The organism is Cupriavidus sp. FW305-46, assembly GCF_058787075.1.
In genome coordinates this window covers 61,685-88,218 of record NZ_JBYSZI010000006.1, presented here as the reverse complement: position 1 = coordinate 88,218, position 26,534 = coordinate 61,685, and the positions used below count along the sequence as shown (strand labels likewise).

Sequence of the window (26,534 nt, the reverse complement as noted above, 5' to 3'; positions counted from 1 at the left end):
GGCGCTAGCCCAGTCGGAATACGCCCACCGCCCGGTTCAACCCCTCTGTCTGCTCCCGCTGCACCCGCGCAGCTTCGGCCGCACCGGCCACCAGTTCCGCATTTTCTTCGAACGCCGCCTGGATCTCCGCCACGCGCCGTGCCATCCCCTCGATGCCGCTGCGCTGGTCGTCGCCCAGCGTCGCAAGTTCTTCCACCAGCGTGGCGAGCCTGCCGATGCTGGCCACCACCTCGTTCATGGTGTCGCCGGTATGGCCGACCAGCTCGGTGCCGGCGTGGGCGCGTTCGACCGAGGTATTGATCAGGCCGCGGATTTCCTTGGCCGCGGCGCCGCAGCGATGCGCCAGTTGGCGGACCTCGCCGGCCACCACCGCAAAGCCCTTGCCGTGCTCGCCCGCGCGCGCGGCCTCCACGGCGGCGTTCAGCGCCAGGATATTGGTCTGGAAGGCAATGCTGTCGATCACGCCGATGATCTCGGTGATGCGCCCGCAGGCCTCGTTGATCTCGCCCATGGTGTGGATCACCGACAGGATCTCGCCGCTGCCGCGCGCGACCACGGTGCTGGAGGCCCCGGCCAGTTCGCAGGCGCCGCGGGCCTGGTCGGCGCTGGCGCGGGCGGCCTGGGCCAGCGCCTGCATGTCCTGCATGGTGTGCGCGACGGTGCGCGCCTGTTCGTCGGCCCGACGGGCCACGGTGGCGCTGGTGTCCAGGATGTTGCCAGCCGCGTCGGCCACGGTGCCGGCGGTGTTGCGCACTTGCAGCAAGGTCTGGCGCACGGTGTCCAGCGTCTTGCGGAAGGCGCGGGCGAAGTCGCTGTCCGGGTGGGTGCCGTCGGCGGTCAGCGTCAGGTAGCCGGGTTCGCGCTCGATGCCCGCGGCCAGAGCGCTCAGCTCATCGGTGGAATGGGCATCGCGCTCAAGCCGCCACGCGATCACGCACAGCACGCCGGTCTGCACGATGACGAAGGCGGCGTGGAACAGCACCATATTGAAACTGGGGTCGGTGAAGCAGATAGTGTTCCAGCCCCACTGCTGGAAGAAGTTGAAGCTCAGGTGATGCAACGCGATCACCGCGGCCGCCAGCAGGATCACGCGGAAGTCGCGGTAGGCCAGCAGCAGCGACAGCGAGACGAACACCAGGAAGTGGAATTCCACCTGCCCGTGCGCCTGGTGGATCAGCAGTGCGACGAAGAGCATCAGCAGCACGGCCAGCGCCAGCCGCGTCGCCAGGCGGGCGGGCAGGGTGACCGCCATCAGCGTGCCGAGCAGCGCCATCGGCAAGCCCAGCGTCAGCGTCAGCGCGGTCGACCCATAGTGATTGCCGACGATCAGCGACAGCAGGCCCAGCACCCACAGCATGGCCGTCATCAGCTGGTCTGCGCGATGATGCACGCCTTGCAGCAGCGGGGTGTGCGGCGCGGCTGGCGCAGAAACGGAACTGCCCGCGGCACGGCGGGCAGGGATGGTCGCGGACAGCCGTCCGGACAGGGCGTGGTCAGCGCTGGTCATGGTTCCCTCGCAGCGTAAGTCGAGAAGACGCTGCACCCCGTCCCGCCTGATGGCTTATTGTTTTAATGTCTTAATTTATGGTGTTGCGCGGCAGATTATATCGACGCCTGCCGGCTGGGACAGGCCATGGCGCAGCCACGCAACACTGCGGGCAAATTGCTGCAATTGAGTGATGTTCGGGGCCGGCGCCAGGCGCTACGATGTCCCGGCGCGGCCCGCGGCGCTTTAATCCAGCAGCGCCACCTGGACGTCGCGCGTGCCCTGGTACGGGTTGCGGCCGTGCCAGACCTGCAGGTTGTCCAGCACCATCACGTCGCCATCGCGCCAGGGCCAGCAGTAGGTGGCCTGGTCGCACAGCTGGTCGATATGCGCGCGTTCGGCATCGGTCAGGCGTTCGCCATTGCCCAGCGTGGCGCCGGTCGGGTACTTCTGGCGCTTGCGCCGTTCCAGGTCCTGCTCGGGGTTCTCCACCTGCGGCACCATATGCAGGATCGACCGGTACAGCTTGCGGCCGGTCTGCGGATGCACCACGAACGGCTCCAGCGCATTGAGCACGGTCAGGCTGCCGTCTTCATGCCAGACCGGTTCCAGCCCGCGCTCGGCGCACAGCCGGTTCACCTCGGCCGGGTCCTCGGTATGGAAGGACTGGTTCCAGCCGCGCTCGTCCATATGCGCGTAAGAGGCATCGTCGGCATCGCGCCGCGGGCCGAAGTTGATCGCGGTGCGGCTGCCCAGCGTGGCGAGCCTGCCGGCCAGTTCCGGATCCATGCGCTCGGCCAGGTGGCGCACATCGGTGATCAGGGTTTCGCCGCCCACCTCGGCGGTCTTGCGCGAGAAGAAGGCGATGCGGCGCGGGTAGTCGCGGCGGTAAGCCATTTCGGAATGCACCGCCAGGCGCACGCTGGCCGACAGCCGCGTGGCTTCCATCACGCGGCCGCTGATGGCTTCGCGCGGGGCGCGGCCGCCGGCGTAGCCACCGTCGAAGGCCGGAAACTGCTCGATGAAGTCGGCAAAGTCCTCGGTGCCGGCGGTCGGGAAGCCGCGCAGCACGATCCCGCCATGTTCCAGGATCAGCGCGTCCAGCGCCGGGCGCACCGTGCGCGACCACTGGCGGAACTGCGCGCGGTCCAGCAGGCGTTCGCCGGCCGGTTCGATGAACAGCGGCGGGCGGCCGGGCTGCAGCACGTGGCAGCGCACATCGGGGCCAAGGGCGGGAACGGCTACTGCGAAGGTTGCCGAATCGGCGGCGGCGGCGGCGGCGGTGGCTTGGGTCATGTTGTCTCCAGTCTTGTGATCAGGTCGAAGGCGGGGTCAGTGCCGGTAGGACGGGTCGATGCGATCCAGCTCGCGCCGCACCGCCGCCCATTCGCGGTCGCCGCGGATGGCAACGCGGCCGAAGGCCTTGCGGCTGGCTTCCAGCGATGCCTGCGACGGCATCACCAGTTCACCGCCGGCCATGGCATCGACCTGGATCTTGCAGGCCGATTCCAGCCAGTAGATATTGAAGAAGGCTTCGGCGATGGTGCGCCCGCATACCAGCAGGCCGTGGTTGCGCAGGATCATCGCGTTGTGCTGGCCCAGGTCCTGCACCAGCTGGCCCTGCTGGGCCAGGTCGACCACCGGGCCGGAGAAGTCGTGGTACGCAATGCGCCCGTAGAACATATGCGCGTGCTGCGACACCGGCAGCAGGCCGCAGGCCATCGCCGATACCGCCGACGATGCGCGCGTATGCGTGTGCAGCACGCACAGCGCGTCATGGCGCGCGGCGTGCACGGCGGTGTGGATCACGTAGGCGGCGGGGTTCAGGCCCAGCTCTCCGGCATCGCCCTCGGGCTGGTGGACGATGTCGCCGTTCAGGTGGATCTTGTACAGGCTGGACGCGTTCACTTCCTGGTACAGCAGCCCGTAGGGGTTCAGCAGGATGTGCTCAGGCTCGCCCGGAACGCGCGCGGTGATGTGGTTGTAGATCAGGTCGGTCATGCCGTACCGGTGGATGGCGCGGTAGAGCGCGGCCAGCTCGATGCGGGTGGCCCATTCGGCGTCCGAAATGGCGGCGGGACGGATGGGATCGGCTTCGCTCATGCGATGGCTCCTTTGCGTGCGTAGGGCTCAGTCCAGCCGGATGCCGAGTTCGGCCACCAGCCGCTTGTCGCTGGCGAATTGCGAAGCGGCGTAGTGCTGGTAGTCGGCGGTATTCATATGGCGGTTGGGCATCGATTCGGATTCGAGCGCGCGCAGGTAGGCCGGGTCCGATGTGGCCTGGCGGAAGGCATCGTGCAGCGTGGCGACCACCGCGGGGTCCAGCGCGCGCGGGCCGGCGATGCCGACTTCGGACTGCACCGTGATGTCGTAGCCCAGCTCGCGCAGCGTGGGCACGGCCTGCCAGCGCTTCAGGCGCTGCGGCTCGGCCACGGCCCGCGAGCGCGGCGGCCGGCATGGCCTTGAGCAGCGTGCGCCGGCGGGCGTCGGGTTGGCGGGGCATGTGGTCTCCTTGTTGGTCTACGGCAGTACAGGTGCCGGCGTGGTTGCCGGATGCGTTCGAGGTGTCCCGTGTGTCCGGGCTCTGATCGATCGCCGACTTGTGCGGCCGCGGAAAAGTCTATGGCGCAAGCCCGCGCGCATTGATGCCGGCGCCCGGCAAATCGATTCCGAACGGGAATCGCGGACTAAAATGCTCCCGCCATCGCGGCAACATCGCGCTATATCGGCCAACCACTGGAATCGCATGAAGACCGAAGACCTCAGACTGTTCCTGGCGGTGGCCGAGCACGGCAACCTGCACAAGGCTGCCGGCACGCTTGGGCTGACCCAGTCGTCGCTGTCCAAGGTATTGGCGCGGCTGGAGGGCGAGGCCGGACTGCAGCTGTTCGAGCGCATGCCGCGCGGCGTCATGCTGACGCCGGTGGGCCACAAGCTGCTGGCGCACGCGCGGCGCATCGTGCTGGCCAATGACGATATGGAGAACGAGATCAACGACGAGCGCCAGGCGCGCGTCGGCCAGGTACGCGTGGCGACGCTGCCGCACGTGGTGCCGTCGCTGTTCTCGCCGCTGCTGGAGCAGTTCCTGGCCAGCTGGCCGCTGGCCAGGTTCTCGATCAGCACGCACCTGAGCCCGCAGCTGATGGCCGCGCTGCAGGGCGGCGAGGTGGACCTGGTCTGCGCCGCCATGCCGGACGGCGAAACCGATGGCGTCGAGTACCTGCCGCTGGGCGCGCTGACGCTGCAGGTGGTGGCGCGCACGGGGCATCCGCGGCGGGCGCGCTTCCGCTCGCTGGCCGATCTGGTTGACGAGCACTGGGTGGCGCCCGCCACCTCGCTCTATGTGCGCAGCGGCTTCGAGGGGCGCTTCACCAGCCGGGGCTTGCCGCCGCCGCGCGTGACCGTGGAAAGCACCAGTTCGTCAGTGTCATTCGCGGACCTGCTGCGCAACACCGACCTGCTCGGCATCATGCCGCAGCGGCTGCTGGGCCAGGCGGTGGCGCAGGGCCTGGAAGCCGTGGAGGGCGACGGCATGTGCTGGCAGTATGAGCTGGCCGTGTTCTGGCGATCCAGCGCCTACCTGTCGCCGCTGTGCCGCGACTTCCGCGACGCGCTGGTGCGCTGGTGCGGGGAAGCCGGCATCTGAGCCGATGCCGGCAGCACCATGCCTCAATCCAGCCGGATATTGTTCTCCTTGATCACGTTGCCCCAGTAAGCCTGGTCCGCTCTGGCCGTTGCCGCGAACGCCGCCGGCTGCGTCGTCTTGACGATCAGCCCCAGCTCGGCCAGGCGCTGGCGGATGTCCGGCGCGGCCATCACCGTTTCCACATCGGCCGAGACCTTGTCGACGATGGCCTGCGGCGTGCCGGCGGTGGTGAACAGGCCCAGCCAGGCCGGGCCGTCCAGCCCCTTGTAGCCGAGTTCCTGGAAGGTCGGCACATCCGGCAGCATCGGCGCGCGGGTATTGCCGGTGACCGCCAGCGGCTGGAGCTTGCCGGTGCGCGCATGCTGGCGCACCGTCATCGGCGACAGCGTTCCCAGCGAGATCTGGCCGCCGATCAGGTCGGTGGCGATGGGGGCTTCGCCCTTGTACGGGACATGGACCAGTTCGGCGCCCGCTCCCTTTAGGAAGACCTGCATGTAGAGATGGGCGCCGGTGCCAATGCCATAGGTGCCATAGGAATACTTGTCGGGCTGGGACTTGGCCAGGCTGACCATCTGCGGCAGCGTGCGCGGCATGGCGCTGCTGGCGGTCAGCACCAGGCTCGAGGTGCACAGCTGGCAGATGGCGGTCAGGTCGCGCAGCGGATCGAACGGCGGCTTGGCCACCATATAGGGCGTCTGCACCAGGCTGGGCAGGCCCAGCAGCAGCGTGTAGCCGTCCGCCGGCGCCTTGGCGACCACGTCGGCGCCGATCATGCCACCCACGCCGGGGCGATTCTCGACGATCACCGGGCGCTGCCACAGCTTGCTGAGCGGATCCCCCAGCGCGCGCGCCAGCACGTCGGTGGCACCGCCGGGCGGGTAGGGCACCACCAGCCGCACCGGGCGCGACGGGTAAGCCTGCTGGGCCCACGCCCGGCTGATTCCAAGAGTCGAGGCGGTGGCTGCCAGGGAACCTGCTCCCAGCCAGTGCAGGGCTTTGCGGCGGTCGGCTTGCATGGTGTTTCCTCCAGTCGTTGACATCGTGTCGGTGCGCGGTACGGGTGCGCCAGGGCGCCAGTGACCACGGCAACCCGCAGCCTACGAGGCAGCGCCATGGCGGGGCATCGGCGGGATGGACGAAAAGAGTGGGGAGTACTTACCCGGGGACATGTGCGGGAGGGTTTATGCGGCAGTGCCGCAATCCGAGCCGGCATTTCCCTTATGATGGGCGCCGCCGCCGTCTCTGCCGCTTGCCTGCCTGATCCCGTGCGGCGTCCGATCCATTTCTTGCTTGATCCATCATGGCCCGCCTCAAACTCGACCTGCCTGCCGACCAGTTCTGCTACGCCACGCACCTGACCGTGCGCGTGACCGACATCAACTCGGCCAACCACCTTGCCAACGATTCGATGATCTCGATGATCTCCGAGGCGCGGGCGCGCTTCCTGTATGAATTCGGCAGCGAGGACGTGCGGCAGGAAGGCGTCGGCATCATCGTGACCGACCTGGCCACGATGTACCGCAACGAGGCGCATGCGCGCGACCAGCTGCAGTTCGAGGTGGGGGTGATGGACTTCAACAAGTACGGCGGCGACATCATCTTCCGCATCACGCGGCCGGCCGACGGCACGCTGATCGCGATGGCCAAGTCGGGCTTTGTCTTTTTCGACTACGTGGGGAAGAAAGTGGTGGCGATGCCGGCGGGGTTTGCCGGGCGGTTCCCGAAGGTGAACTGGGTGGAGTAAGCGCCTGCGTGGCGCTGTCCTTCAACAGCGCCACGGTTCCTGCAAGAGATTCGGCTTACGCCTTGCGCTCGCCGCCCAGCGCCTCGGTGAGGTCGCCGAGCATGCCGGAGAGTTCGCCGGCCATCATGGTGAAATCGGCGTCGAAGCGCTCGTCTTCATCGTGCGCCGTGCCGTCGGCCTGTTCCTTGATCACGTCCAGCGGCGCCACTTTCTTCACCACCAGCCCGTCCGTCAGCACGAACGAGACCCGGTCGTTCCACGTCATCGCCAGGCGCGTGCAGCGCTTGCCGGCGGCGATATGGCGGCGCAGGTCTTCCGGGTCCAGCGGATGGCGCACGTAACGCACGGTGGCCTTGCTTTCCGCGCCGGACTGCAGCTCGATTTCCTGGTCGACAGTGAAGCCGCCCGGTGCCGCATCGCCGGCCAGCCATTCGGTCATGGCCGCCACCGGCGACTGGTTGACGTGCAGGTTGATCAGCGGCAGCGGATCCAGTGCCTTGAACAGCATGCCGCGCACTTCATCGGCCTTGGCCGTGGCGGCGGCGTCGATGGCAAGCCAGCCGTTGTCCGGGTCGATCCACACACGCGTGTCGCGGCGGATGCTGAAGGCGCGCGGCAGCAGTTCTTCGGTGACCTGCTCCTTCAGTTCCTTCATTTGCTTGCGGCCCGGCTTGTAGCCTTGCTGCTCTTCGATTTCCGCGGCGCGGGCGCGCGTGACCTGGTTGACCACGGTGGTGGGCAGCAGCTTCTTTTCCGTGCGCAGCGTCAGCAGCATCTGGCGGCCGACGGTATGGACCAGCGGGCCGTTGTCACGCGGCGAGGCCCAGCCCTGGGTTTGCATTTCGAGGCTGGTACCGGGGAAGAAGGCGTGCTTCGCCAGGCTGGCTTCAACCTCGTCGGCGCTCAGCGACCACGGGGCGGAGAAGCGATGGACCTGCAGATTCTTGAACCACATGGGAATTCGGCCAAAGGGACGAATTCTATCCTCTCGCGGCGCACGGCCGCAAAAAAGGAGGGCGCCGCGCAGCACGCCGGCCGCGCGACGGTCACCGAGAGCCCGCCCTTACAGGTCGAGCTTGCTGATCTTGCTGCCCTCGAAGCTCAGGCCCGCCATCAGGCCGGCATTGGTCATGACGAAGCCGACGATGGGCTGCTGGCCGGTGTTGGTGTCCAGCACGCCGTTGGCGCCGACTGTCGCCAGGGCCACGGTGGCATCGACGCCGGCGGTCCAGCCGCTGCTGCGCACGAACTTGTCGTAGGCATCCGGCGTCAGGAACATCAGGATCACGGACTTGGACTGCGCACCGATCTGCCAGCCGACCGAGCCGGAAATCAGGCGGTAGTAACCGCGCGTGGCGCCGCCCGAGCGCAGGGCACCGTCGCCATACTCGCCGCCGACGATAAAGCCGGCCGACAGCGTCTTCGGGAACACCAGGATGCCGCGCGCGCGGTTGCCTAGCTCGCGCGAGCCCTGGACCGAGCCGTACAGGCGCGACAGCGTGGCGTCCACGCCGGAGTCCAGCTCGCGCCGGCGTGCGGCCTTGTCGGTGGGAGCATCGGGCTTGGTGGTGGTGCAGGCACCCATGGCCAGGCTGCCGAGGGCCAGACCCGCGCTGGCCGAAAGGAAGGTTCGACGTTTCATCTCGTCTCCTTGGTGTTGTTGTCGTCTTTGAAGCATAGGCGCCGGAAGCACCCGGGCAAATACCGGACCGCGCAGAGACGTTTCCATTTGTGACGAAGGTGGTGCCGGGAGGCCATTCGCGGCAAGAATAGCCAGTCTTGCGCCCGGAACGTCCCATGGCTACACATGGGACGGCCCAATGCGCCGTGACAGCATCATCCAGCCATGAAAAAACTCCTGACCGCCCTGCCGCTGGCCTTCCTGGCCGCGTGCGCTTCACATCCTTCGGGTTCTTCCAATGACGCCGGCGCCGCGGGTGCCGGATCGGCGTCGGCCGTCGACAGCAGCGGCTGGCAGGCGCTGCGCGCCAAATACATGGATTGCGCGCAGAAGAAGGCCAACGATAACCTGTCGGCCAAGGGCCAGCCCAAGGACGTGGCCAACCTGGCGCTGGCCGCGTGCGAGCCTGAGCTGGGCGCCATGCATGATTCCTTCCGCACCTACCTGGATGGGCAGATGTCGTCGTCGCACGGCAAGACCAGCGCGCGCCAGGCAGCGGCGCGCGTGACCACCGACACCCGCGAGAAGGCGCGCAGCTACCTGGTGCGCTACGTCGAGCGCGAGCGCTACGTGGCCCGCGTGCCCTGAGCGCACGCGCCCGGCAGCCTGCTCAGAGCATTTCCAGCGGGCCCGGGCCGTCGGGCGGCGGGAAGATGCGGTCGAGCTCGGCCAGCTGGGCGGCCGACAGCGTCTGCGACAGCGCCCCCAGGTTCTCCTGCAGGCGCTCGCGCCGGCTGGTCTTGGGGATGGCGATGACGCCGTCCTGCGCCAGCAGCCAGGCCAGCGCCGCCTGTGCCGCCGTCATGCCGTGGTCGCGCGCAAAGCGCTTCAGACCGGGGTTGCCAAGCAGGCGTGACTGCTCGATCGGCGAATAGGCCATCACCGGCACGCCGCGCTGGCGCAGCCACGGCAGCAGGTCCCATTCGATGCCGCGCCGGCCCAGGTTGTACAGCAGCTGGTTGGTGGCCAGCCGGTCGCCGCCCGGCGCGTCCCACAACGCCTGCATATCGGACAGGTCCAGGTTGCTCACGCCCCAGCGGCGGATCTTGCCGTCGCGCTGCAGTGCCTCCATGGCCTGCACGGTCTCTTCCAGCGGCACGCCGCCGCGCCAGTGCAATAAATAGAGGTCGATGCGGTCGGTGCGCAGCCGCTTCAGGCTGCGCTCGCAGGCCTGCACGGTGCCGCGCCGGCTGGCGTTGAAGGGATAGACCTTGCTGACGAGGAAGGCCTCGTCGCGGCGCCCGGCGATGGCCTCGCCGATCATCTCCTCGGACTGGCCCTCTCCATACATCTCGGCGGTATCGATCAGCCGCAGGCCAAGGTCCAGGCCCAGGCGCAGCGTGGCGATTTCTTCGGCGCGCGCGGCGCGCGACTCGCCCATATTCCACGTTCCCATGCCGAGCGCCGGGACGCGCTCGCCGTCGGGCAGGGTGACTTGCTTCATGTGTCGGCTTCCTGGTTTGCCGGGCCAGGTGCCGGGCGGCACCCAACCACACTAGTTAACAACACCTGGAATGTACAAGCCGCGCGGGCCGGGATTGCTTCAGACCAGTCCGGTCAGAAAATACACCGAGATGACGAAGAACACCGCGGCGGTCTTGATCATTGTGACGGCGAAGATATCGCGGTAGGACTCGCGGTGGGTCAGGCCGGTCACCGCCAGCAGCGTGATCACGGCGCCGTTGTGCGGCAGCGTGTCCATGCCGCCGCTGGCCATCGACACCACGCGGTGCAGTACTTCCAGCGGGATCTGCATGGCCTGCGCGCCCGCGATAAAGGTCTGCGACATCGCAGCCAGCGCAATGCTCATGCCGCCCGAGGCCGAGCCGGTGATGCCGGCCAGCGTGCTGACCGAGACCGCGGCATTGACCAGCGGGTTGGGAATCGCGCGCAGCGCGTCGCTGACCACCAGGAAGCCGGGCAGGGCGGCGATGACCCCGCCGAAGCCGTATTCCGATGCGGTATTCATCGACGCCAGCAGCGCGCCGCCGACGGCGCCCTTGGTGCCCTCGGCAAAGCGCTCGCGCAGGGCGCCGAAGGCGGTCACCAGCACCACGGCGATGCCCAGCAGCAGCGCGCCTTCCACCGCCCAGATCGCGGTCACGCTGGCGATCTTGGTTTCCACCGGCTTGGGCAGGCCCGGCAGCGCCACGCTGTTGGAAGGGCCATACCAGAGCGGGATCATCCGCGTCAGCCAGAAGTTGGCCACGCCCACCACCACCAGCGGCAGCAGCGCCAGCAGCGGGTGCGGCAGCTTACCGGACTGGCTGCGCTCCGGCTCGTTGCGCAGGTTGGTGCCGTAGCCTTCGCCACGCGCCGCGGCGGCGCGACGGCGCCATTCCAGGTAGCTCAGGCCCACCACCAGGATAAACAGCGAGCCGGCCACGCCCAGCACCGGTGCGGCCCAGGACGTGGTGTTGAAGAAGTTGGTGGGGATGATGTTCTGGATTTGCGGCGTGCCCGGCAGCGAATCCATGGTGAACGAAAACGCGCCCAGCGCGATCGCGCCCGGCATCAGCCGCTTGGGGATGTTGCTCTGGCGGTACAGCTCGGCCGCAAACGGATAGACCGCGAACACCACCACGAACAGCGACACGCCGCCATAGGTCAGCAGCGCGCACACCGTGACGATCACCGCGTTGGCGCGCGAGCGGCCGATATAGCGGATCGCCGCGGCGACGATGGACTCGGAAAAGCCGGACAGCTCGACCACCTTGCCGAACACCGCGCCTAATAGGAACACAGGGAAATACAGCTTCACGAAGCCGACCATCTTCTCCATGAAGATGCCGGTGAAAACCGGCGCAACCGCGGACGGGTCGGTCAGCAGCACCGCGCCCAGCGCGGCGATGGGCGCGAACAGGATCACGCTGTAGCCGCGGTACGCGGCGAACATCAGAAAGGCAAGGGCTGCCAGCACGATCAGAAACGACATCGGATCTCCTTCAGGGTTGCCTTGTCCTGAGGTGCGGTCCGTTGCCGCGCGGGGGCTGGCGCTTGTGGCGCCTTGTCTTGCGTCAGTCCATCAGGAAAAGGGATCAGCCGGCGACTGTGCCACAGCTTGGCCCGCGGCGAAACCTCCGGTCTCGCCGCGGGGGGCACTGGGATGACAGCGGCCTGCATGAAGGAGATACGCCGTTTCAGCCGTGCTGGTGGCGATACTCCTGCGTGCGCCCGCCGTAGCCATAGGCCGCGGCGCGGGCGTCGATCACGTGCACGTACGACACCGGATGCAGCTTGCCCAGCAGCCCCGACATGGTCTCGAACACGGCCTCGATGAACTGCGCCTTCTCCGCCTTGGTATTGGTTTCATCGGTCACGCTGATGTCCAGGTGGAAGGCGTTGCGGCCCTGCTCCGACAGCGGCACGTCGGCGATGATCCAGCTGTCGTGCGGGATGTACTGGACCGTGACGGCAATCACGTCGCGCTTCTTGCCGAGCACGCGCTCGGTCAGGTCGGCGATCGCCCTGGCGCTGCGGCGGGTGAGGGCGGCATCGGGTAGGCCGGACAGGTGCAGGACGATGTGGGGCATGGCTGGCTCCTTGGCTTTGCGTGGGTGGGTGATGCCATGGTAGGGGGTGGTGTAGTATCGGAAAAGCGGGAATATCCGATGCGGACCATCGAGTTATCCGAAGTAACGCCACCCTTGCCGGAGCCTTGCCATGCGTGGATTCGAAACCGACCAGTTGCGCACCTTTGTCACGGTCGCGGACAGCGGCAGCTTGTCGGCGGCGGCGCCCAGGCTGTTCTTGTCGCAGTCCTCGGTCAGCGAGCAGCTGCGCAAGCTGGAGGAGCGCGCCGGGGTGCCGCTGCTGTCGCGCGGCCGGCATGGCGCGGTGCCGACGCCGGCGGGCGAGCGGCTGCTGGAACACGCGCGGCGGATCCTGGCGCTGAACGAGCTGGCCCTGCAGGAGCTGCGCGGCCACGCGCTGGCGGGCGAACTGCGGCTGGCCGTGACCGACTACTTCCGCCCGGGCGAGATCGCCGGCATGCTGCGGCGCCTGCGCGAGCGCTACCCGTACCTGCGCCTGCACGTGACGGTGATGAAGAGCGCGGCGATCGATGCCGCCGCGGAGATGGACACCTTCGATATCGGCCTCAGCATGCGCCTGCCGGGCACGCGCGGGCAGCGCACGCGTGGCACGGTGCTGCGGCGCGAGCCGCTGGCCTGGGTGGCCGCGCCGGCCGAGGCCGACAGCCTGTCCGCGACGCTGCCGCTGGTGCTGCTGCCCGATACCTGCTCGCTGCATCAGTACGTGGTGCAGCTGCTGCTGCGCAAGCGCCTTCCGTTCGAGATTGCGCACTCCGCGTCGGGCGTGGCGGGGCTGCATCTGGCACTGGCGGCGGGGCTTGGGATGTCGTGCCTGAACGCCTCGGCGATCGGCCCCGGCGTGGCGCCGCTGGACGCGGCCACCATTGCACGGCTGGGGCTGCCGCGGCTGCCTGAGGCGGAGTTTTTCCTGCTGCCCGCGCGGCGCGGGGAGTCAGCGTTTGTAGCCGAGGCGCGCGATGCGCTTGCCGGGCAACTGGGCTAAGGGACGGGCATCCAGTACGACACCTCAAGTCGAGGGAATCGATCACAAGACGCACTGTGGTAACCGCCACTTGTGTCGAAAGCAACATATATTGACCGCGAATAGGAATAATTCGCAATCTCGTTGACCCTGACAATCCTGTAATCGATAATGCGCCCGCGTTTTCAAAACTATTACAGCCGATTACAGTGAAATGAGAATAAAACTTCACCCGATCTGTGCCGCGGTGGCGGGGAGCTTCGTATTTCAACCGATGCTGACGTGGGCCCAGGCCGCGCCAGACGCTTCGGCGCAGTTGCCTGAGGTCACGGTCAGGGCCGATGTCAGCCGCGAGCTTGGCACCGGCTATAACCCGCCCAATGCGGTCAGCGCGACCAAGACCGAGGCGCCGCTGCGCGACATCCCGCAGACCGTCAACGTGGTCACCGCCGATGTCATGCGCGACCAGCACGCCACTTCGATGCAGGATGCACTGAAGAACGTGCCGGGCGTGTCGTTCTCCCACGGCGACGGCCAGCGCGACCAGGTGTCGATCCGCGGCTTTTCCGCCATTGCCGACCAGTTCGTCGACGGCATCCGCGACGATGCGCTGTACTTCCGCGACATGTCCAATGTCGACCGCGTCGAAGTCATCAAGGGTCCCGCGGCGGTGCTGTACGGGCGCGGCTCGTCGGGCGGCCTGATCAACCGCGTGACCAAGAAGCCGGGCATCGACGTCACCGACTTCGCGCTCAGCTACGGCATGTGGGCCGACCGCCGCGCCGAAGCCGACGTGGGCCGCGTGTTTGCCGACGGCGCCGCCGCCTTCCGCGTGACCGGCGCGGTGGAGAAGGCCAACAGCTACCGCTCGCAGCAGTTCCTGGACCGCTCGGCGATCGCGCCGTCGCTGGAGCTGCGCATCGCTCCCGAAACCACCGTGCTGTTCCAGGCAGACTACCTGGAAGACCGCCGCGTGACCGACTTCGGCATCCCGGCCTACAAGGGACGCCCGGTGGACGTGCCGGCCTCGCGCTACTACGGCGCGGCCAATGCGCGCGATGCCGATTACTCGCAGTCGCGCGTGTTCTCCGGCACCGCCACGGTCAACCATCGCTTCAATGAGAACTGGTCGATCCGCAACGCCACGCGCTACTACCACTACTCGCTGGACCGCAACAACACGCTGACCAACACGGTGAACGAGGCGGCGCGCACCCTCACCATGAACCACGGCAATGTCCGCCGCGAGGAACATGGCTGGTTCAACCAGACCGACCTGACCCAGAAGGCCACCTTCCTGGGCATGAAGCACGAGATCCTGTACGGCATGGAGATCGGCCAGCAGAACAAGGACCAGGTCAACAACACCAAGCCGGTGGTCGGCGCAAACGGCCTGCCGATCGCTTTCGACCTGTTCAACCCGGTGTTGGTGGCGCTGCCGCGCCAGGCACCCGGCACGCCGGGCACGTCGAACCTTGGCGTGTTCAATACCCTCGCGTTCTACACCCAGGACATGATCACCTTCAGCGAGCAGTGGAAGGCGCTGCTGGGCGTGCGCTACGACAACTTCCAGCAGGAGACGCAGAACCGCATCGCCGGCCAGCGCAACCTGTCGCGCACCGACACCGCCTGGAGCCCGCGCGCCGGCCTGGTGTGGCAGCCGTCGAAGTCGCAGTCGTACTACGTGTCCTGGAGCAAGTCGTTCCAGCCCTCCGGCGAGGCTTTCGCGCTGGCGGCCAACAATGCCGACCTGGCACCGGAGACCACCAACAACACCGAGGTGGGCGCCAAGTACGACTGGCTGAACGGCAAGGCGAGCACGACGATCTCGGTGTTCAGGCTGGAGCGCAGCAATATCAAGATCGCCAACGCCACCAACACGGCGCTGCTGCCGATCGGCGAGCAGCGCACCGACGGCATCGAGATCTCCGGCGCGGCTGAACTCGGCGGCGGCTGGCGCATGCTGGCCGGCTACGCCTACCTGGATGCCACCGTCACCAAGTCCACCGCCGCGCTGCAGGGCAAGCGCGCCACCATCACGCCGCGCCACTCGGGCAACGCATGGCTGACCAAGGACCTGGGCCACGGCTTCGGCGTTGGCGCCGGCCTGAACCTGGTGGGCGCGCGCTATGCCGACCCGCTGAACACCGTGACGCTGCCCGGCTATGTCACCGCCGATGCGATGGCCTGGTACCGCCGCGGCGCCTTCGAGGCACAGCTGAACCTGTACAACCTGTTCGACAAGGGCTACATCGTGTCCGCGCATGGCACCAGCCCCAACCTGAACATGCCGGGTGCCCCGCGCAGCGTGATGGCCACCCTGCGCTACCGGATGTAAAGCGCAGCATCGTGGACAAAAAAACCGGACGGTGATGAACCGCCCGGTTTTTTTTTCGACTGCCTTTCTCCTTCGGCGGGGACACGCAACGGCATGCCCCGGAGAAACCCTGAGTCCCGCGTCGTGCCAGCAGGGTCAGTGGTCGCGTTCCCAGGTCTGGGTGCGGCCGATCAGGCTGATGCCGATGAACCCGCGCACGTTGAGCTTGTTGCCGTCCTCGGCCAGCGACATCTTGCTCTTGTAGACCTTGCCGTTCTCCGGATCCAGGATCTCGCCGCCGCTCCACTCGTTGTCGCCGGTCTTGCGCAGGCCAGAGAGGATGGTCATGCCGATGACGGGCTGGTCCTTGCGTGCGTCGGTGCACTTGTCGCACACGCGCGGCTTGCCATCGCTCTCGACGAAGGTCTTGACCAGGCGTCCGCTGAAGACGCCGTTCTTCTCGGTGATCTCCACCAGCCCGCGCGGCTTGCCGGTGTTGTCGTCGATGGTCTTCCACATGCCGCTGGGCGTGGCCTGCGCCATCGCCGCGGCGCTGCCGAGCAGGGTGGCGGCAAGCACGGCGGCGCGCAGGGTCGAAGCAAGGGGGGAATGGATGCGCATGATGTCTCCTTTGAGGTTCGTAGCCACGCCAATCTACTGGCGCCGGGAGCGCGCCGCAATCCGGCGCGGCGCGGCACTCGCCTTTCCGCCGCCATCGCCTGCTACCCGGAAAACCGCATGCAGCCGCCGTTTGCAGGTTATTGTGATGCAGCAAAAGGTGCCGGCGGGCGGGCGCTGAAGCAATCCTCTAAGCGGACGTACGACGCGCTGCCGGCAGGGCGAGGCGAGTGGTGCGGAGAGTCGTGAGGGTGAGAGCGCGAACACGCGAGGCACGGCGCGCGCGATCCGGATCGCTCGGCAAGCGCGCGGATCGAACACCCATGCCGATGGCTTGATCGAAGCGACTGCCGAAGTGTTGCCGCGATGCTTCGCGAGCGTCGCGGCTTGGCTCGATCGCAACGCTTTGATGACCTCGCGATGCCTTCGCGCTGTTGCGTCGATGCAAACCGTTGCGTGCACGCATCACTCTTGGACGGTGTGTGCGACGGTGCCGCGCGAAGCGCGAAGCGAGCATGGCCGCGGCTTGCTCGCATGGCGGCGCGTGCGTGCGCTGCCGACTGTGCAAAGCATGCAGGGCGAGTGTCGCGCAGCGCGGCGCGCGCGCGATCAGGAACGCGTCCGCACCAGTCGGCGGCCGCCGCGCGCGTATCGGTGCATCGCCCGCAAAGCCTTTGTCCATGCGGCTTTTCGGAAAACGCGATGACGCGCGCAGCGGCGTTGCGCAGTGGTCAGGCGCGCGTTGCGATGCGGGTCGTCGGGGTTTGTCGCGGTGTGCAAAAGCTGCGATGCGCGGTGTGTGCGATGGGGCGTCGCGCTGTGTGTGCGAGCGTGCGAAACGAACATCCGCACCAGCGTGCGAGCGACGCGTTGCGATGCTATCGGCAACGTCTTCGTGACACCGCGCGTGAGAACTAGTTCGAGCGATACATGCAGGCAAGTTTTTTTGCACTTTTTTCTTAACATCATCGTGCAAACGAATTATGATTCGCCTTGACAAGAGTCTCACTTCATTGCAGAGAAGCAGGAAGCAAGATGGAACGACGAGCGCGATGCGCGCTTCGATGCAGTGACGAAGGTAGTAGCTGAGGAGCACGAGAACTTTGACGCAGACCAGGCCGGACCGGCTTCTTAAAACGCGTGCAGTCTCCCTTGGTCCATTAACGGGTTGGACCCGCTACCACCGAATGAATGCCGCCTGCCGTGCGCGAGGCCAAGCCCGCACCGCAGGCCAGCTGTCCGATATCTCCTCATTTCTGGCCGTGCGCCGGCTCAACGGGCGGTGCGGGCTGATCGAATATTCCAGGGCGCGGCACGTGCCCGAGACCCGCTTGCGGGCTCGCTCCGGCCGCCAAGTCACCGCCAGGGGCGGTGCGCCTGCAACCAAATTCATTAGCGTGCAGCAGTGGTCGGGCCGCACGCCGATGAATCGCTCGCTCGACTGGGGCCGCGCTGCTGTAATGCGCCTCGGGTCGGTCGGGTCGCCAACTTAGGTCATTCGATATTCACTCTCTAGTGAAGGAGTTATCCATGGCAACTGCTGCAAAGAAAAAGCCGGCGGCTAAGAAGGCCGCCAAGCCGGCCGCCAAGAAGGCTGCTGTGAAGAAGGTAGCCGCCAAGAAGGCAGCACCGGCCGCCAAGAAGGCACCGGCCAAGAAGGCCGCTGTGAAGAAGGTCGCCGCCAAGAAGGCACCGGCCAAGAAGGCCGCGGTGAAGAAGGTAGCCGCCAAGAAGGTAGCGACCAAGAAGGTTGCAGCCAAGAAGGCTCCGGCCAAGAAGGCCGCAGTGAAGAAGGTAGCCGCTAAGAAGGTCGTGGCCAAGAAGGCTGTCGCCAAGAAGGCTCCGGCCAAGAAGGCTGCAGTGAAGAAGGTTGCTGCCAAGAAGGCTGCACCGGCCAAGAAGGCTGCCGCCAAGAAGCCGGCTGCCAAGAAGGCTGCCGCCAAGAAGCCGGCTGCCAAGAAGGCTGCTGCCAAGAAGCCGGCTGCCAAGAAGGCTGCCGCCAAGCCTGCCGCGGCCCCTGCCGTTGCTCCCGCTTCGGCTGCCAAGACCGCGCTGAACCCGGCTGCTGCCTGGCCGTTCCCGACGGGCAACCGTCCGTAAGCTGCTCCGCCACGGAGTGGACCTTACACGTTCCGCAAGGAACCGCACCGGCACGCAGCGCGTGCCCGCATGACCGGATACTGCGTATCCGGTCCGCAAGACACCAGGTCTTGCCGACCCGCCGATGGCATCCGCCCGGCGGGTTTTTTCATGGGCGCGCGCCCGCGCGCGGAGCGGTCCGCCGCAATGTTACGGAATTGCAAAGCCGAAAAGAAAAAGCGCCGCGACCCTTGCGGGTGCGGCGCGCTTTGCTGCGCTCTGGCGCGGCCCTGCGGGGCCGCGAGGGCTCAGTGCGTGACCCGGGTCACGCCGCCCGAGGACAGCAACCGCACGCGTTCGCCAGGGCGGAAGGCTTCGTCGGCCTCCTGCGTGATCGCGCGCATCTCGCCGTTGTCCAGGCGCACGGTGATTTCCAGCCCGCGGCGCTGGTTGATCTTGTTCTCGGCCGCGCTGCCGGCAATGCCGCCGAGCACCGCGCCAAGGATCCCGGCCGCCACCGCGCCGTTGCCGCCGCCGATGGTGCTGCCGGCGGCAATGCCGCCGATGGCACCGCCCGCAAGCGTGCCGGCGCCGCTCTGGCCACCCTGGATGGTGACCTCGCGGATGCCTTCGACCACGCCGTAGCGCACGGTCTGTTCGCGCTGCGCCTGGCCGGTGCCATAGACGCTGCTGGAGTTGGATTGCGTAGCGCAGCCGGCAACCAGGGCGGTGACGGCAAGGACGGCAACGGCACCGCCACGTAGCTTGTTGTTCATGTCGTTTCCCGAGAAGAAGCCACGCGCTGGCCGCAGGTCAGGCGTAGCGGTACCCGAATGCAGACTGGAACCGGTTGCCGATTTCCTCGCGCGACAACCAGTGATTCTGCGGACCCTGTTGCGCGATCTTGACCGAACCCATCAGCGATGCCAGGCGGCCAGTCGTTTCCCAGTCTAATCCGTTTTCAATGCCGTAGAGCAGGCCGCCACGGAAGGCGTCGCCACACCCGGTCGGGTCCACGATGCGCTCGGCCGCAACCGCCGGAATCGCGTACTGGCGACCATCGGCAAAGATGCTGGCGCCGCGCTCGCCGTGCGTGACGATGAAGGCACGAACCTTGGCGGCAACCTCGGCGCTGGTCCATGCGGTGCGGGACAGCAGGACCTGCGCCTCGTAGTCATTGACTGTCACGTAACTGGCGAGTTCAACGAACTCGCGCAGGTCTTCCCCGTTGAACAGGGGCATCGCCTGACCCAGGTCAAAGATGAATGGCACGCCGGCTTCGGCGAACTGGCGCGCGTGGTGCAGCATGCCCTCGCGGCTGTCGGGCGCGACGATGCCCAGGCCCGGCGCGCTGGCGCCGCCGAGCGCATCCTTGACGTGGTTCAGCTGCGACTGGCTCATTGCGCCAGGGTGGAAGGCGGTGATCTGGTTGTTGTCCAGGTCGGTGGTGATCATGGCCTGCGCCGTGAAGGTCTCCGGCAGCACGCGGATGTGGCCGGTGGCGATCTCCAGCTTGCGCAGGTAGTCCAGGTAGGGTTCGGCATCGGCGCCGACGGTGGCCATCACCACGGGATCGCCGCCCAGCATCTTCAGCGTGTAGGCGATGTTGCCGGCGCAGCCGCCGAACTCGCGGCGCATGCCGGGCACCAGGAACGAGACGTTCAGCATGTGGATCTGGTCCGGCAGGATGTGTTCACGGAAGCGTCCGTCGAACGTCATGATGGTGTCGTAGGCGACGGAGCCGCAGATCAGGCTGGCCATGCTCTCTCCAGGTGTTGGGGTGATTGGGTGGAACGGAGCCCTTGCGGGCAGTATCGGTCGGGCAGAAAACAAAAAGCGGCCGCCCCGGGATGCGGGCGGCCGCTGCCGTCCGGGAACCCGCGGGTTCCCGGGCGTGCCGCTGATTTACTTCAGCGCGGCCAGGGCGGCGTCGTAGTCCGGCTCGGTCTTGATTTCCGGCACCAGCTGGCTGTACTTGACGGTGTCGTTCTCGTCGAGCACCACCACGGCACGTGCGGTCACGCCGGCCAGCGGGCCGGACTTGATGTCCACGCCGTAGTTGCCCTTGAACTCGGCGCCGCGCATGGTCGACAGCGGCACCACGTTGGCCAGGCCTTCAGCGGTGCAGAAGCGGCCCATGGCGAACGGCAGGTCGGCCGAGATCGTCAGCACCACGGTGTTGGCGAGGCCGCTGGCGGCTTCATTGAACTTGCGCGCAGAGGCCTGGCACACCGGGGTATCCAGGCTCGGCACGATGTTCAGCACCTTGCGCTTGCCGGCGAAGTCGGCCAGCGTGACGTCCTTCAGGTCCTTGCCGACCAGCGAGAAGGCGGGGGCCTTGTCGCCGGCTTGCGGGAACTTGCCTGCGACTTCGATGGCGTTGCCGCCGAGGGTGACGTTGCTCATGTCTACTCCTTGTTGTCTGATGGATTTCCGGTTCGTGTCCGGAGCGGGGGGCGCGGCCTGCCGCCGGACTCGGATTCGGCCCGGCGGCGGGCCAGGGATTCAGGGGTAAAAAATCAGCACGCGATAGTTGGCTGGCGCCTGCTGCGTCCGGAATCGTACCCGAACCGGCAGCTCCATGCCCGCGCGAAGACCCTGCGCGGCAAAGGCCTTTTGCGACGGCTCCAGGTACTCCGCGGGTTGCAGCACGCGGCGCAGCAGCAGCTGGTCCTGCAGGTCGGTCATCACCAGCTCGATCGCGGGCAGGGCGGTGCTGGCGCGGCCCAGGTTGCGCAGCGTGACCGCCAGCAGGTAGGTGTCGCCGTCTTCATCCTGGCGCTGCAGCTGCGAGGTCTCGATGCGCAGCGCATCGATGTCGCGCCACGGCGGCACGTCGCAGCCCAGCGGCGCGCAGGCGGCCTCGAGTGCCGGGCGCAGCATCGGGAACTGGCCGGCCAGCTGGCTGCGTGCCAGGTAGACCACTTGCACGGCCGCGGCGATGGCAAGCACGACGGCGGCCACGCGCCAGGCGGAGCGGGGCACCGTCACGGGCTTGCGGGGCTGCCGTTCGCGTTCGCGCTCACGCGCGTGGCGCAGGAAGTCGGGGGCGAAGACCGGGCCGGCCGGTGCTTCGGTGCGTGCCCAGCGGCGCGTGGTCTGCTCGCGCGCGACGGCGCCGCCGGTGACGCTGGAGGGCTGTCCGGTGTCGGGGGCGTTGCCGTCGTCGCCAACGGTGGGTGAGGCGGGCGCGGCAGGCGAGGCGGCACGGCGGGCCGATGCCTCATCCGGCCATGCGGTCGGCTCGGACCCGGCATCGGCTGACGCCGCGCGCAGGAACTCGCTTGCGCTGGGGATGTTGGCCGCGGGTGTCACCGGCGCGGGTCCGGCGTCAGCATCAGCGGGTTGCGGTGCTGCCGGTGCCGCCGCAGCGGCCGGGGAGGGGGCCGCTGCGGCCGGGGTATCGAGCGCGCCGTGATCGAGTGCCGGCCAGGCGGACGCGGACGCCGCTTGTGCCCGCTGTGCCGGCGCATCCTCGGCGGGTTCCGGTGCCGTGACGGGGGCGGGCTCGGCCGCCTCCGGGCCGGCAGCCTGGCGTTCCGCCTCGCGTGCATCGCGATGGGCGACGGCTTCGTTGGCTTCGCGCAGCGCCTGTTCGATCTCGGCGTCTTCCATGCCAGTGGGTGCCGGCATGGCCATGTCCTCCGGCGACGACATCAGCATCGTCGGCGCATCCAGCGCCGGCACGTCATAGCCGGGGTCGATGGTCGGGGTGAAGGCAGGCTGCGGCGCAGGCGCGGCTTCCGCCGATGCGGGCGGCGCCGGGGGAGCGGGAGGGGCGGCCGGCGAAGCTGCCGCAGACGGCGCCGACGACGCCGACGACGCCGATGATGCAGCGCCGGCCGGCAGCGGAATCTCGATCAGGTGCTCGCGCGCGTCGAACACCGTTTCGCACTGGCCGCAGCGCACCAGCCCCTGGCGCAGGCGCAACTGGTCGGCGACCAGCCGGAAGGCGGTGCGGCAGGCCGGGCAGCGCGTGACTAGCTTGACGGCGGCCATCGGTGTGAATCAGGGTCGGGCGCCGCGGGTGCCATGCAGGCACACCCAGCCTTCCTCGCTGCGCCACACCGTCAGCGGCAGCCAGGGCGCGTAGGCCGCGGCGACTTCATCGGCCTGGCGCTCCAGCACGCCGGACAGCACCAGCCGTCCGCCGGCGCGCACGCGCGCGCTCAGCATGGCGGCCATCAGCTTGAGCGGATTGGACAGGATATTGGCGACCACCAGGTCGTAGCTGGCCTCGGACACCGATTCGGGCAGCGCGAACGAGGCTTCCACGCGGTTGCGCTCGGCGTTGTAGCGCGACGCTTCCACCGCGTTGGGATCGATGTCGATGCCGACGGTATCGCCAGCGCCCAGCTTGCGCGCCACGATGGCCAGGATGCCGGAGCCGCAGCCGTAGTCGAGCACGGTTTCGCCCGGCTTCAGGTTCTGCTCCAGCCACTGCATGCACAGCCGCGTGGTGGGATGGCTGCCGGTGCCGAAGGCCAGGCCGGGGTCCAGCTCCAGCACCACGGCATCGGGCTCGGGTGCGTCGTGCCACGACGGCACCACCCAGATGCGCTCGCCGATGCGGATCGGCTCGAACTGGGATTGCGTCAGCCGCACCCAGTCCTGGTCCTCGACCGCGCGCAGCTGGTAGGCCGGCACCGGGTCGATGCCCAGCTGGTTGGCGGCTGCCGCCACCACCACGGCCGGATCGGCATCGTCGCCGAACAGCGCCACCACGCGCGAGCGGTTCCACGCGAGTTGCTTCGGTTCCAGCCCGGGCTCGCCAAAGAGCGGCTGCTCGTCGGGCGTGTCGGCATCGGCGTCTTCCACCGAGACCGACAGTGCGCCGAGGTCGAACAGGGCATCGGACCAGGCTTCGGCCTGGTCCTGCGCCACTTCGATCACACATTCCTGAAATGCCACGGGCTTCCTTGCTTGCTGCTTGTGTATTGCGGGTAACGTTGCGTCAGGCCTTCGCGCGCTCCGCCAGGCGATGCTCGAGATAGTGGATGCTGGTGCCGCCTTCAACGAAGTTGGCATCCATCATCAGCTCGCGGTGCAGCGGCACGTTGGTCTGGATCCCGTCCACCACCATTTCCGACAGCGCGATGCGCATGCGGGCAATGGCCTGCTCGCGCGTGGCGCCGTAAGTGATGATCTTGCCGATCATCGAATCGTAGTTGGGCGGGACGAAGTAACCATCATACGCGTGCGAGTCGACCCGCACACCCGGGCCGCCGGGCATGTGCCAGGCGGTGATGCGGCCCGGCGACGGCGTGAACTTGAACGGATCCTCGGCGTTCACGCGGCATTCGATCGCGTGGCCACGGAACTGCACATCCTTCTGGCGCAAGCGCAGCTTCTCGCCGAAGGCGATGCGGATCTGCTCCTGCACGATGTCGATGCCGGTGATCATCTCGGTGACCGGGTGCTCGACCTGCACGCGCGTGTTCATCTCGATGAAGTAGAATTCGTTGTTCTCGTACAGGAACTCGAACGTGCCGGCGCCGCGGTAGCCCATCTTCTTGCAGGCCTCGGCGCAGCGGTCGCCGATGCGCTCGATCAGGCGGCGCGGAATGTGCGGTGCGGGAGCTTCCTCGATCACCTTCTGGTGGCGGCGCTGCATCGAGCAGTCGCGCTCGCCCAGCCAGATCGCCTGGCGGTGCTGGTCGGCGAGGATCTGGATTTCCACATGGCGCGGGTTCTCGAGGAACTTCTCCATGTAGACCTCGGGATTGCCGAAGGCGCGGCCGGCTTCTTCACGCGTCATGTTGACGGCGTTGATCAGCGCGGCTTCCGTGTGCACCACGCGCATGCCGCGGCCACCGCCGCCGCCGGCGGCCTTGATGATCACCGGGTAGCCCACGCGGCGCGCGGTGGCCAGGATTTCCTTGGGGTCGTCGGGCAGGGCGCCGTCCGAGCCGGGCACGCACGGCACGCCGGCCTTGATCATGGCTTGCTTGGCCGACACCTTGTCGCCCATCAGGCGGATGCTGTCGGCGGTCGGGCCGATAAAGACGAAGCCGGATTTCTCCACGCGCTCGGCAAAATCGGCGTTCTCGGACAGGAAGCCGTAGCCGGGGTGGATGGCCTGCGCGTCGGTCACTTCGGCGGCCGAGATAATGGCCGGCATGTTCAGGTACGACAGCGGCGACGGGGCCGGGCCGATGCAGACGGCTTCGTCTGCCAGGCGTACGTACTTGGCCTCTTTGTCGGCCTCGGAGTACACCACGACCGTCTTGATGCCCAGTTCGCGGCAGGCGCGCTGGATGCGAAGAGCGATTTCGCCGCGGTTCGCGATCAGAATTTTTTCAAACATGGTCTCTCTCTGCGAGAACAGTAGCGGTCCCGCTGCGCGCCGCAATGGCACGCCGGGCGCACGGCCCGGGGGCTGTTGCCGCCGCGGCCGCCATACTGCGCGGAACTGCATGGAACTGCACGGAACGGGCCGCGAAGCCCACAACGTCCCTGGCGCCAAACAACGCCATGGCTTGCCGCGCGGGCGCTGCTGCGGGGGCCACTTGCGTGGCCGGTGGCAGCGTGCGGCGTGGCATGCCGGTCAGGATCAGCCGATCACGAACAGAGGCTGGCCGTATTCGACGGCCTGGCCGTTCTCGACCAGAATTTCCTTGATGACACCGGCCTTGTCGCACTCGATTTCGTTGAGCAGCTTCATGGCTTCGATGATGCAGACGGTCTGGCCTTCCTTGACCGAGTCGCCGACGTTGACGAACGGCGCGGCGCCCGGCGACGGCGCACGGTAGAACGTGCCCACCATCGGCGAGGTCACCACATGGCCGGCGGGCAGCTGGGCGGCGGGCTCTGCAGCCGGAGCCACGGCACCGGCCGCCGGTGCGGCGGCCGCGGCGGGCGGCAGCGCCTGCATCTGCGGCATGGCCATCGGCGCCGCGACGATTTGCGGCGGTTGCTTGACGATGCGTACCTTGCCGTCGCCTTCGGTGACTTCCAGCTCGGAGATGCCGGATTCGGCCACCAGGTCGATAAGCGTCTTCAGCTTGCGCAGGTCCATCTTTTTATCCTCCTGAATCGGGTTATCCGGCCGCTGCCCGGGACGGGCCGCGGCGGAAGAATCGTGTTGCCGGCCACCGGAAATCCACGCCCGCCGTGCCGAGGCACGCCAACGGGCGCAGGCCGCCGGGCGGCGCGCGCAGGTTGTCGAAAAAATCTTGGGAGTTCAGCTCCCCGAACTCTCGGGTGGCGGCTGCTCCTGGCCCAGCACATAGTCCAGCGCCAGCAGGTAACCCTGCCAGCCAAGCCCGCAGATCACTCCGACCGCCACCTCGGAGAAATAGGAGTGGTGGCGAAAGCTTTCGCGCCGGTGCACGTTGGACAGGTGCACCTCGACGAACGGGATCGCCACGCCGGCCAGGGCATCGCGCAGTGCCACGCTGGTATGCGTGTAGGCAGCCGGGTTGATGATGATGAACTCGACCCCTTCCGCGCGTGCGGCGTGGATGCGGTCGACCAGTGCCCCCTCATGGTTGGACTGGAACGTATCCAGCGAAATGCCGGCTTTTGCCGCGCGTTCGGCCAGGGCCGCGTCGATATCGGCAAGCGTCGTGTGTCCGTAGGTTTCCGGCTCGCGCGTGCCCAGCAGGTTCAGGTTTGGCCCATGCAGGACCAGCACCTTGCGGTAGCGGGCTGAGCGACGGATAGAGCGGGTTGCAGTCACGGCGGCTCGACCAGATCAACGAAATTGCGCGGAGATTACCGTAGCTTAGAGGGATTTGTCTAGCGCGCGATACAAGGCTTGACGACCTTGCGCGGCGCTTTGGCGGCCCTTTAAGCACTTTCTGGCCGTTTTGGCGCCCCGGCGAAACAAATCGCTGAAGAAAAACGAAATTCAGCGAATTTGGCGGAAGAATACGCTCAGGCTCGTGGCAGCACAGCCCGCAGTTCCTCGGCCGTCACCCGTCCCATCTTGCGGTACTTGACCGATCCGTCCGGGTTGATCACCACCGTGTAGGGCAGGCCGCCGGCGCTGTTGCCGAAGTTGCGCGACAGCTCGGTGCCGGCAAAACCGGCCACGGCGAGCGGGTAGGCCACCGGGACCTTGGTGGTGAACTGTTGGATATTGGCGGCTGAATCGATGCCGATGCCGACAAACTCCACCTGGCGATTCTTGTATTCCTCATGCAGCGCGGTCAGCTCCGGCATTTCCTCGACACACGGCCCGCACCAGGGCGCCCAGAAGTTGATCACCACGGTCTTGCCGCGCAGCTTGCCCAGGTCCAGGTCGGCGCCGGCGGCGTCGGGCAGGCGTGTCTGGAAGAAGGTTTCCACCGCCTGGTCGCTGGCGGGCTTGGGCGAGAACACGAAATGGCCGGCCAGTGCGCCGGCGGCGCAGGCGACCACGGCCACGGCGATCCACAGCCAGAGGCGGGAGCGGCGGGCGGGCGAGGAAACGGTTTCAGTCATGGGGATGGCTTGGACCAGTGA

At 67.4% G+C, this 26,534-nt stretch carries 26 protein-coding genes; 6 read left to right on the top strand and 20 right to left on the bottom strand.

The annotated features are described in order from the left end of the window. Window positions 1-4 precede the first annotated feature (4 nt). The 4 genes from AC3WON_RS04635 to AC3WON_RS04620 form a co-directional block, all read right to left on the bottom strand. Complete coding sequence (locus AC3WON_RS04635; protein WP_492351227.1) at window positions 5-1,507, bottom strand: methyl-accepting chemotaxis protein; 1,503 nt, start codon at window positions 1,505-1,507, stop codon at window positions 5-7. A gap of 225 nt (window positions 1,508-1,732) precedes the next feature. Continuing rightward, window positions 1,733-2,782: a TauD/TfdA family dioxygenase gene (locus AC3WON_RS04630; RefSeq protein ID WP_492351226.1), complete on the bottom strand. Its 1,050-nt coding sequence runs from the start codon at window positions 2,780-2,782 to the stop codon at window positions 1,733-1,735. A gap of 36 nt (window positions 2,783-2,818) precedes the next feature. Continuing rightward, a complete protein-coding gene (locus tag AC3WON_RS04625) occupies window positions 2,819-3,589 on the bottom strand; it encodes a class II aldolase/adducin family protein (protein ID WP_492320320.1) in 771 nt (256 codons plus the stop codon). 27 nt (window positions 3,590-3,616) lie between these two features. Beyond that, a complete protein-coding gene (locus AC3WON_RS04620) occupies window positions 3,617-3,919 on the bottom strand; it encodes a tripartite tricarboxylate transporter substrate-binding protein (protein WP_492351225.1) in 303 nt (100 codons plus the stop codon). A gap of 313 nt (window positions 3,920-4,232) precedes the next feature. Between AC3WON_RS04620 and AC3WON_RS04615 the strand changes: the two genes are divergently transcribed. Then, window positions 4,233-5,132 (top strand): LysR family transcriptional regulator, encoded by a 900-nt coding sequence (locus tag AC3WON_RS04615; RefSeq protein ID WP_492351224.1) that lies wholly within the window; start codon window positions 4,233-4,235, stop codon window positions 5,130-5,132. A gap of 23 nt (window positions 5,133-5,155) precedes the next feature. Here AC3WON_RS04615 and AC3WON_RS04610 read toward each other — a convergent pair whose 3' ends face one another. Further along, window positions 5,156-6,148 carry a Bug family tripartite tricarboxylate transporter substrate binding protein gene (locus AC3WON_RS04610; protein ID WP_492320317.1) on the bottom strand — a complete coding sequence of 331 codons (993 nt, stop codon included), beginning with the start codon at window positions 6,146-6,148 and terminating at the stop codon, window positions 5,156-5,158. Between the two features lie 284 nt (window positions 6,149-6,432). On the opposite strand from AC3WON_RS04610, the gene AC3WON_RS04605 reads away from it, so the two are divergent. Next, a complete protein-coding gene (locus AC3WON_RS04605; protein WP_492320316.1) occupies window positions 6,433-6,876 on the top strand; it encodes a thioesterase family protein in 444 nt (147 codons plus the stop codon). Window positions 6,877-6,931: 55 nt separating this feature from the next. On the opposite strand, the gene AC3WON_RS04600 is transcribed toward AC3WON_RS04605, so the two are convergent. Both AC3WON_RS04600 and AC3WON_RS04595 read right to left on the bottom strand, forming a co-directional pair. After that, window positions 6,932-7,831 carry a recombination-associated protein RdgC gene (locus AC3WON_RS04600; protein WP_492351223.1) on the bottom strand — a complete coding sequence of 300 codons (900 nt, stop codon included), beginning with the start codon at window positions 7,829-7,831 and terminating at the stop codon, window positions 6,932-6,934. Window positions 7,832-7,939: 108 nt separating this feature from the next. After that, entirely contained in the window at window positions 7,940-8,518 is a 579-nt protein-coding gene (locus tag AC3WON_RS04595) for a BPSL1445 family SYLF domain-containing lipoprotein (RefSeq protein ID WP_492320314.1), read from the bottom strand. 204 nt (window positions 8,519-8,722) lie between these two features. Here AC3WON_RS04595 and AC3WON_RS04590 point away from each other — a divergent pair, with 204 nt between their 5' ends. Next, window positions 8,723-9,145, top strand: a complete 423-nt coding sequence (locus tag AC3WON_RS04590; RefSeq protein WP_492320313.1) for a hypothetical protein — start codon at window positions 8,723-8,725, stop codon at window positions 9,143-9,145. Between the two features lie 22 nt (window positions 9,146-9,167). Here the strand turns inward: AC3WON_RS04590 and AC3WON_RS04585 are convergent, their stop codons facing one another. The 3 genes from AC3WON_RS04585 to AC3WON_RS04575 all read right to left on the bottom strand — a co-directional run bounded on the left by AC3WON_RS04585 (window position 9,168) and on the right by AC3WON_RS04575 (window position 12,090). Next, window positions 9,168-10,001: an aldo/keto reductase gene (locus tag AC3WON_RS04585; RefSeq protein WP_492351222.1), complete on the bottom strand. Its 834-nt coding sequence runs from the start codon at window positions 9,999-10,001 to the stop codon at window positions 9,168-9,170. 99 nt (window positions 10,002-10,100) lie between these two features. Continuing rightward, complete coding sequence (locus AC3WON_RS04580) at window positions 10,101-11,492, bottom strand: GntP family permease (protein WP_010813171.1); 1,392 nt, start codon at window positions 11,490-11,492, stop codon at window positions 10,101-10,103. A gap of 205 nt (window positions 11,493-11,697) precedes the next feature. Next, a complete protein-coding gene (locus AC3WON_RS04575) occupies window positions 11,698-12,090 on the bottom strand; it encodes a tautomerase family protein (protein ID WP_492351221.1) in 393 nt (130 codons plus the stop codon). A 130-nt stretch (window positions 12,091-12,220) separates the two neighbouring features. Here AC3WON_RS04575 and AC3WON_RS04570 point away from each other — a divergent pair, with 130 nt between their 5' ends. Then, on the top strand, window positions 12,221-13,093 hold the full coding sequence (locus AC3WON_RS04570; protein ID WP_492320310.1) for a LysR family transcriptional regulator: 873 nt from the start codon (window positions 12,221-12,223) through the stop codon (window positions 13,091-13,093). 193 nt (window positions 13,094-13,286) lie between these two features. Next, on the top strand, window positions 13,287-15,410 hold the full coding sequence (locus tag AC3WON_RS04565; protein ID WP_492320309.1) for a TonB-dependent receptor: 2,124 nt from the start codon (window positions 13,287-13,289) through the stop codon (window positions 15,408-15,410). A gap of 135 nt (window positions 15,411-15,545) precedes the next feature. On the opposite strand, the gene AC3WON_RS04560 is transcribed toward AC3WON_RS04565, so the two are convergent. Beyond that, window positions 15,546-16,010 carry a DUF2147 domain-containing protein gene (locus AC3WON_RS04560; protein ID WP_492351220.1) on the bottom strand — a complete coding sequence of 155 codons (465 nt, stop codon included), beginning with the start codon at window positions 16,008-16,010 and terminating at the stop codon, window positions 15,546-15,548. 1,527 nt (window positions 16,011-17,537) lie between these two features. On the opposite strand from AC3WON_RS04560, the gene AC3WON_RS04555 reads away from it, so the two are divergent. After that, window positions 17,538-18,107 carry a histone H1-like DNA-binding protein gene (locus AC3WON_RS04555; RefSeq protein WP_492351219.1) on the top strand — a complete coding sequence of 190 codons (570 nt, stop codon included), beginning with the start codon at window positions 17,538-17,540 and terminating at the stop codon, window positions 18,105-18,107. Between the two features lie 287 nt (window positions 18,108-18,394). On the opposite strand, the gene AC3WON_RS04550 is transcribed toward AC3WON_RS04555, so the two are convergent. The 9 genes from AC3WON_RS04550 to AC3WON_RS04510 form a co-directional block, all read right to left on the bottom strand. Beyond that, a complete protein-coding gene (locus AC3WON_RS04550; protein ID WP_492320305.1) occupies window positions 18,395-18,862 on the bottom strand; it encodes an outer membrane lipoprotein in 468 nt (155 codons plus the stop codon). 37 nt (window positions 18,863-18,899) lie between these two features. Further along, a complete protein-coding gene (locus AC3WON_RS04545) occupies window positions 18,900-19,847 on the bottom strand; it encodes a carbohydrate kinase family protein (RefSeq protein ID WP_035817163.1) in 948 nt (315 codons plus the stop codon). A 144-nt stretch (window positions 19,848-19,991) separates the two neighbouring features. Next, the gene (gene tpx / locus AC3WON_RS04540; RefSeq protein ID WP_010813180.1) at window positions 19,992-20,492 is read right to left on the bottom strand and encodes a thiol peroxidase; all 501 of its coding nucleotides are present in this window, start codon (window positions 20,490-20,492) and stop codon (window positions 19,992-19,994) included. Window positions 20,493-20,591: 99 nt separating this feature from the next. After that, window positions 20,592-22,085 carry a DUF3426 domain-containing protein gene (locus AC3WON_RS04535; RefSeq protein WP_492351218.1) on the bottom strand — a complete coding sequence of 498 codons (1,494 nt, stop codon included), beginning with the start codon at window positions 22,083-22,085 and terminating at the stop codon, window positions 20,592-20,594. Between the two features lie 9 nt (window positions 22,086-22,094). Continuing rightward, window positions 22,095-22,997, bottom strand: a complete 903-nt coding sequence (prmA, locus tag AC3WON_RS04530; protein WP_492320303.1) for a 50S ribosomal protein L11 methyltransferase — start codon at window positions 22,995-22,997, stop codon at window positions 22,095-22,097. A 43-nt stretch (window positions 22,998-23,040) separates the two neighbouring features. Continuing rightward, the gene (accC, locus tag AC3WON_RS04525; RefSeq protein WP_010813183.1) at window positions 23,041-24,393 is read right to left on the bottom strand and encodes an acetyl-CoA carboxylase biotin carboxylase subunit; all 1,353 of its coding nucleotides are present in this window, start codon (window positions 24,391-24,393) and stop codon (window positions 23,041-23,043) included. 246 nt (window positions 24,394-24,639) lie between these two features. Beyond that, window positions 24,640-25,104, bottom strand: coding sequence for an acetyl-CoA carboxylase biotin carboxyl carrier protein (gene accB / locus AC3WON_RS04520; protein WP_492320302.1), 465 nt, complete (start codon window positions 25,102-25,104; stop codon window positions 24,640-24,642). Window positions 25,105-25,269: 165 nt separating this feature from the next. After that, window positions 25,270-25,767 carry a type II 3-dehydroquinate dehydratase gene (gene aroQ / locus AC3WON_RS04515; RefSeq protein ID WP_492320301.1) on the bottom strand — a complete coding sequence of 166 codons (498 nt, stop codon included), beginning with the start codon at window positions 25,765-25,767 and terminating at the stop codon, window positions 25,270-25,272. Window positions 25,768-25,964: 197 nt separating this feature from the next. Beyond that, window positions 25,965-26,513 (bottom strand): TlpA family protein disulfide reductase, encoded by a 549-nt coding sequence (locus tag AC3WON_RS04510; RefSeq protein ID WP_492320300.1) that lies wholly within the window; start codon window positions 26,511-26,513, stop codon window positions 25,965-25,967. Between the last annotated feature and the right edge of the window lie 21 nt (window positions 26,514-26,534).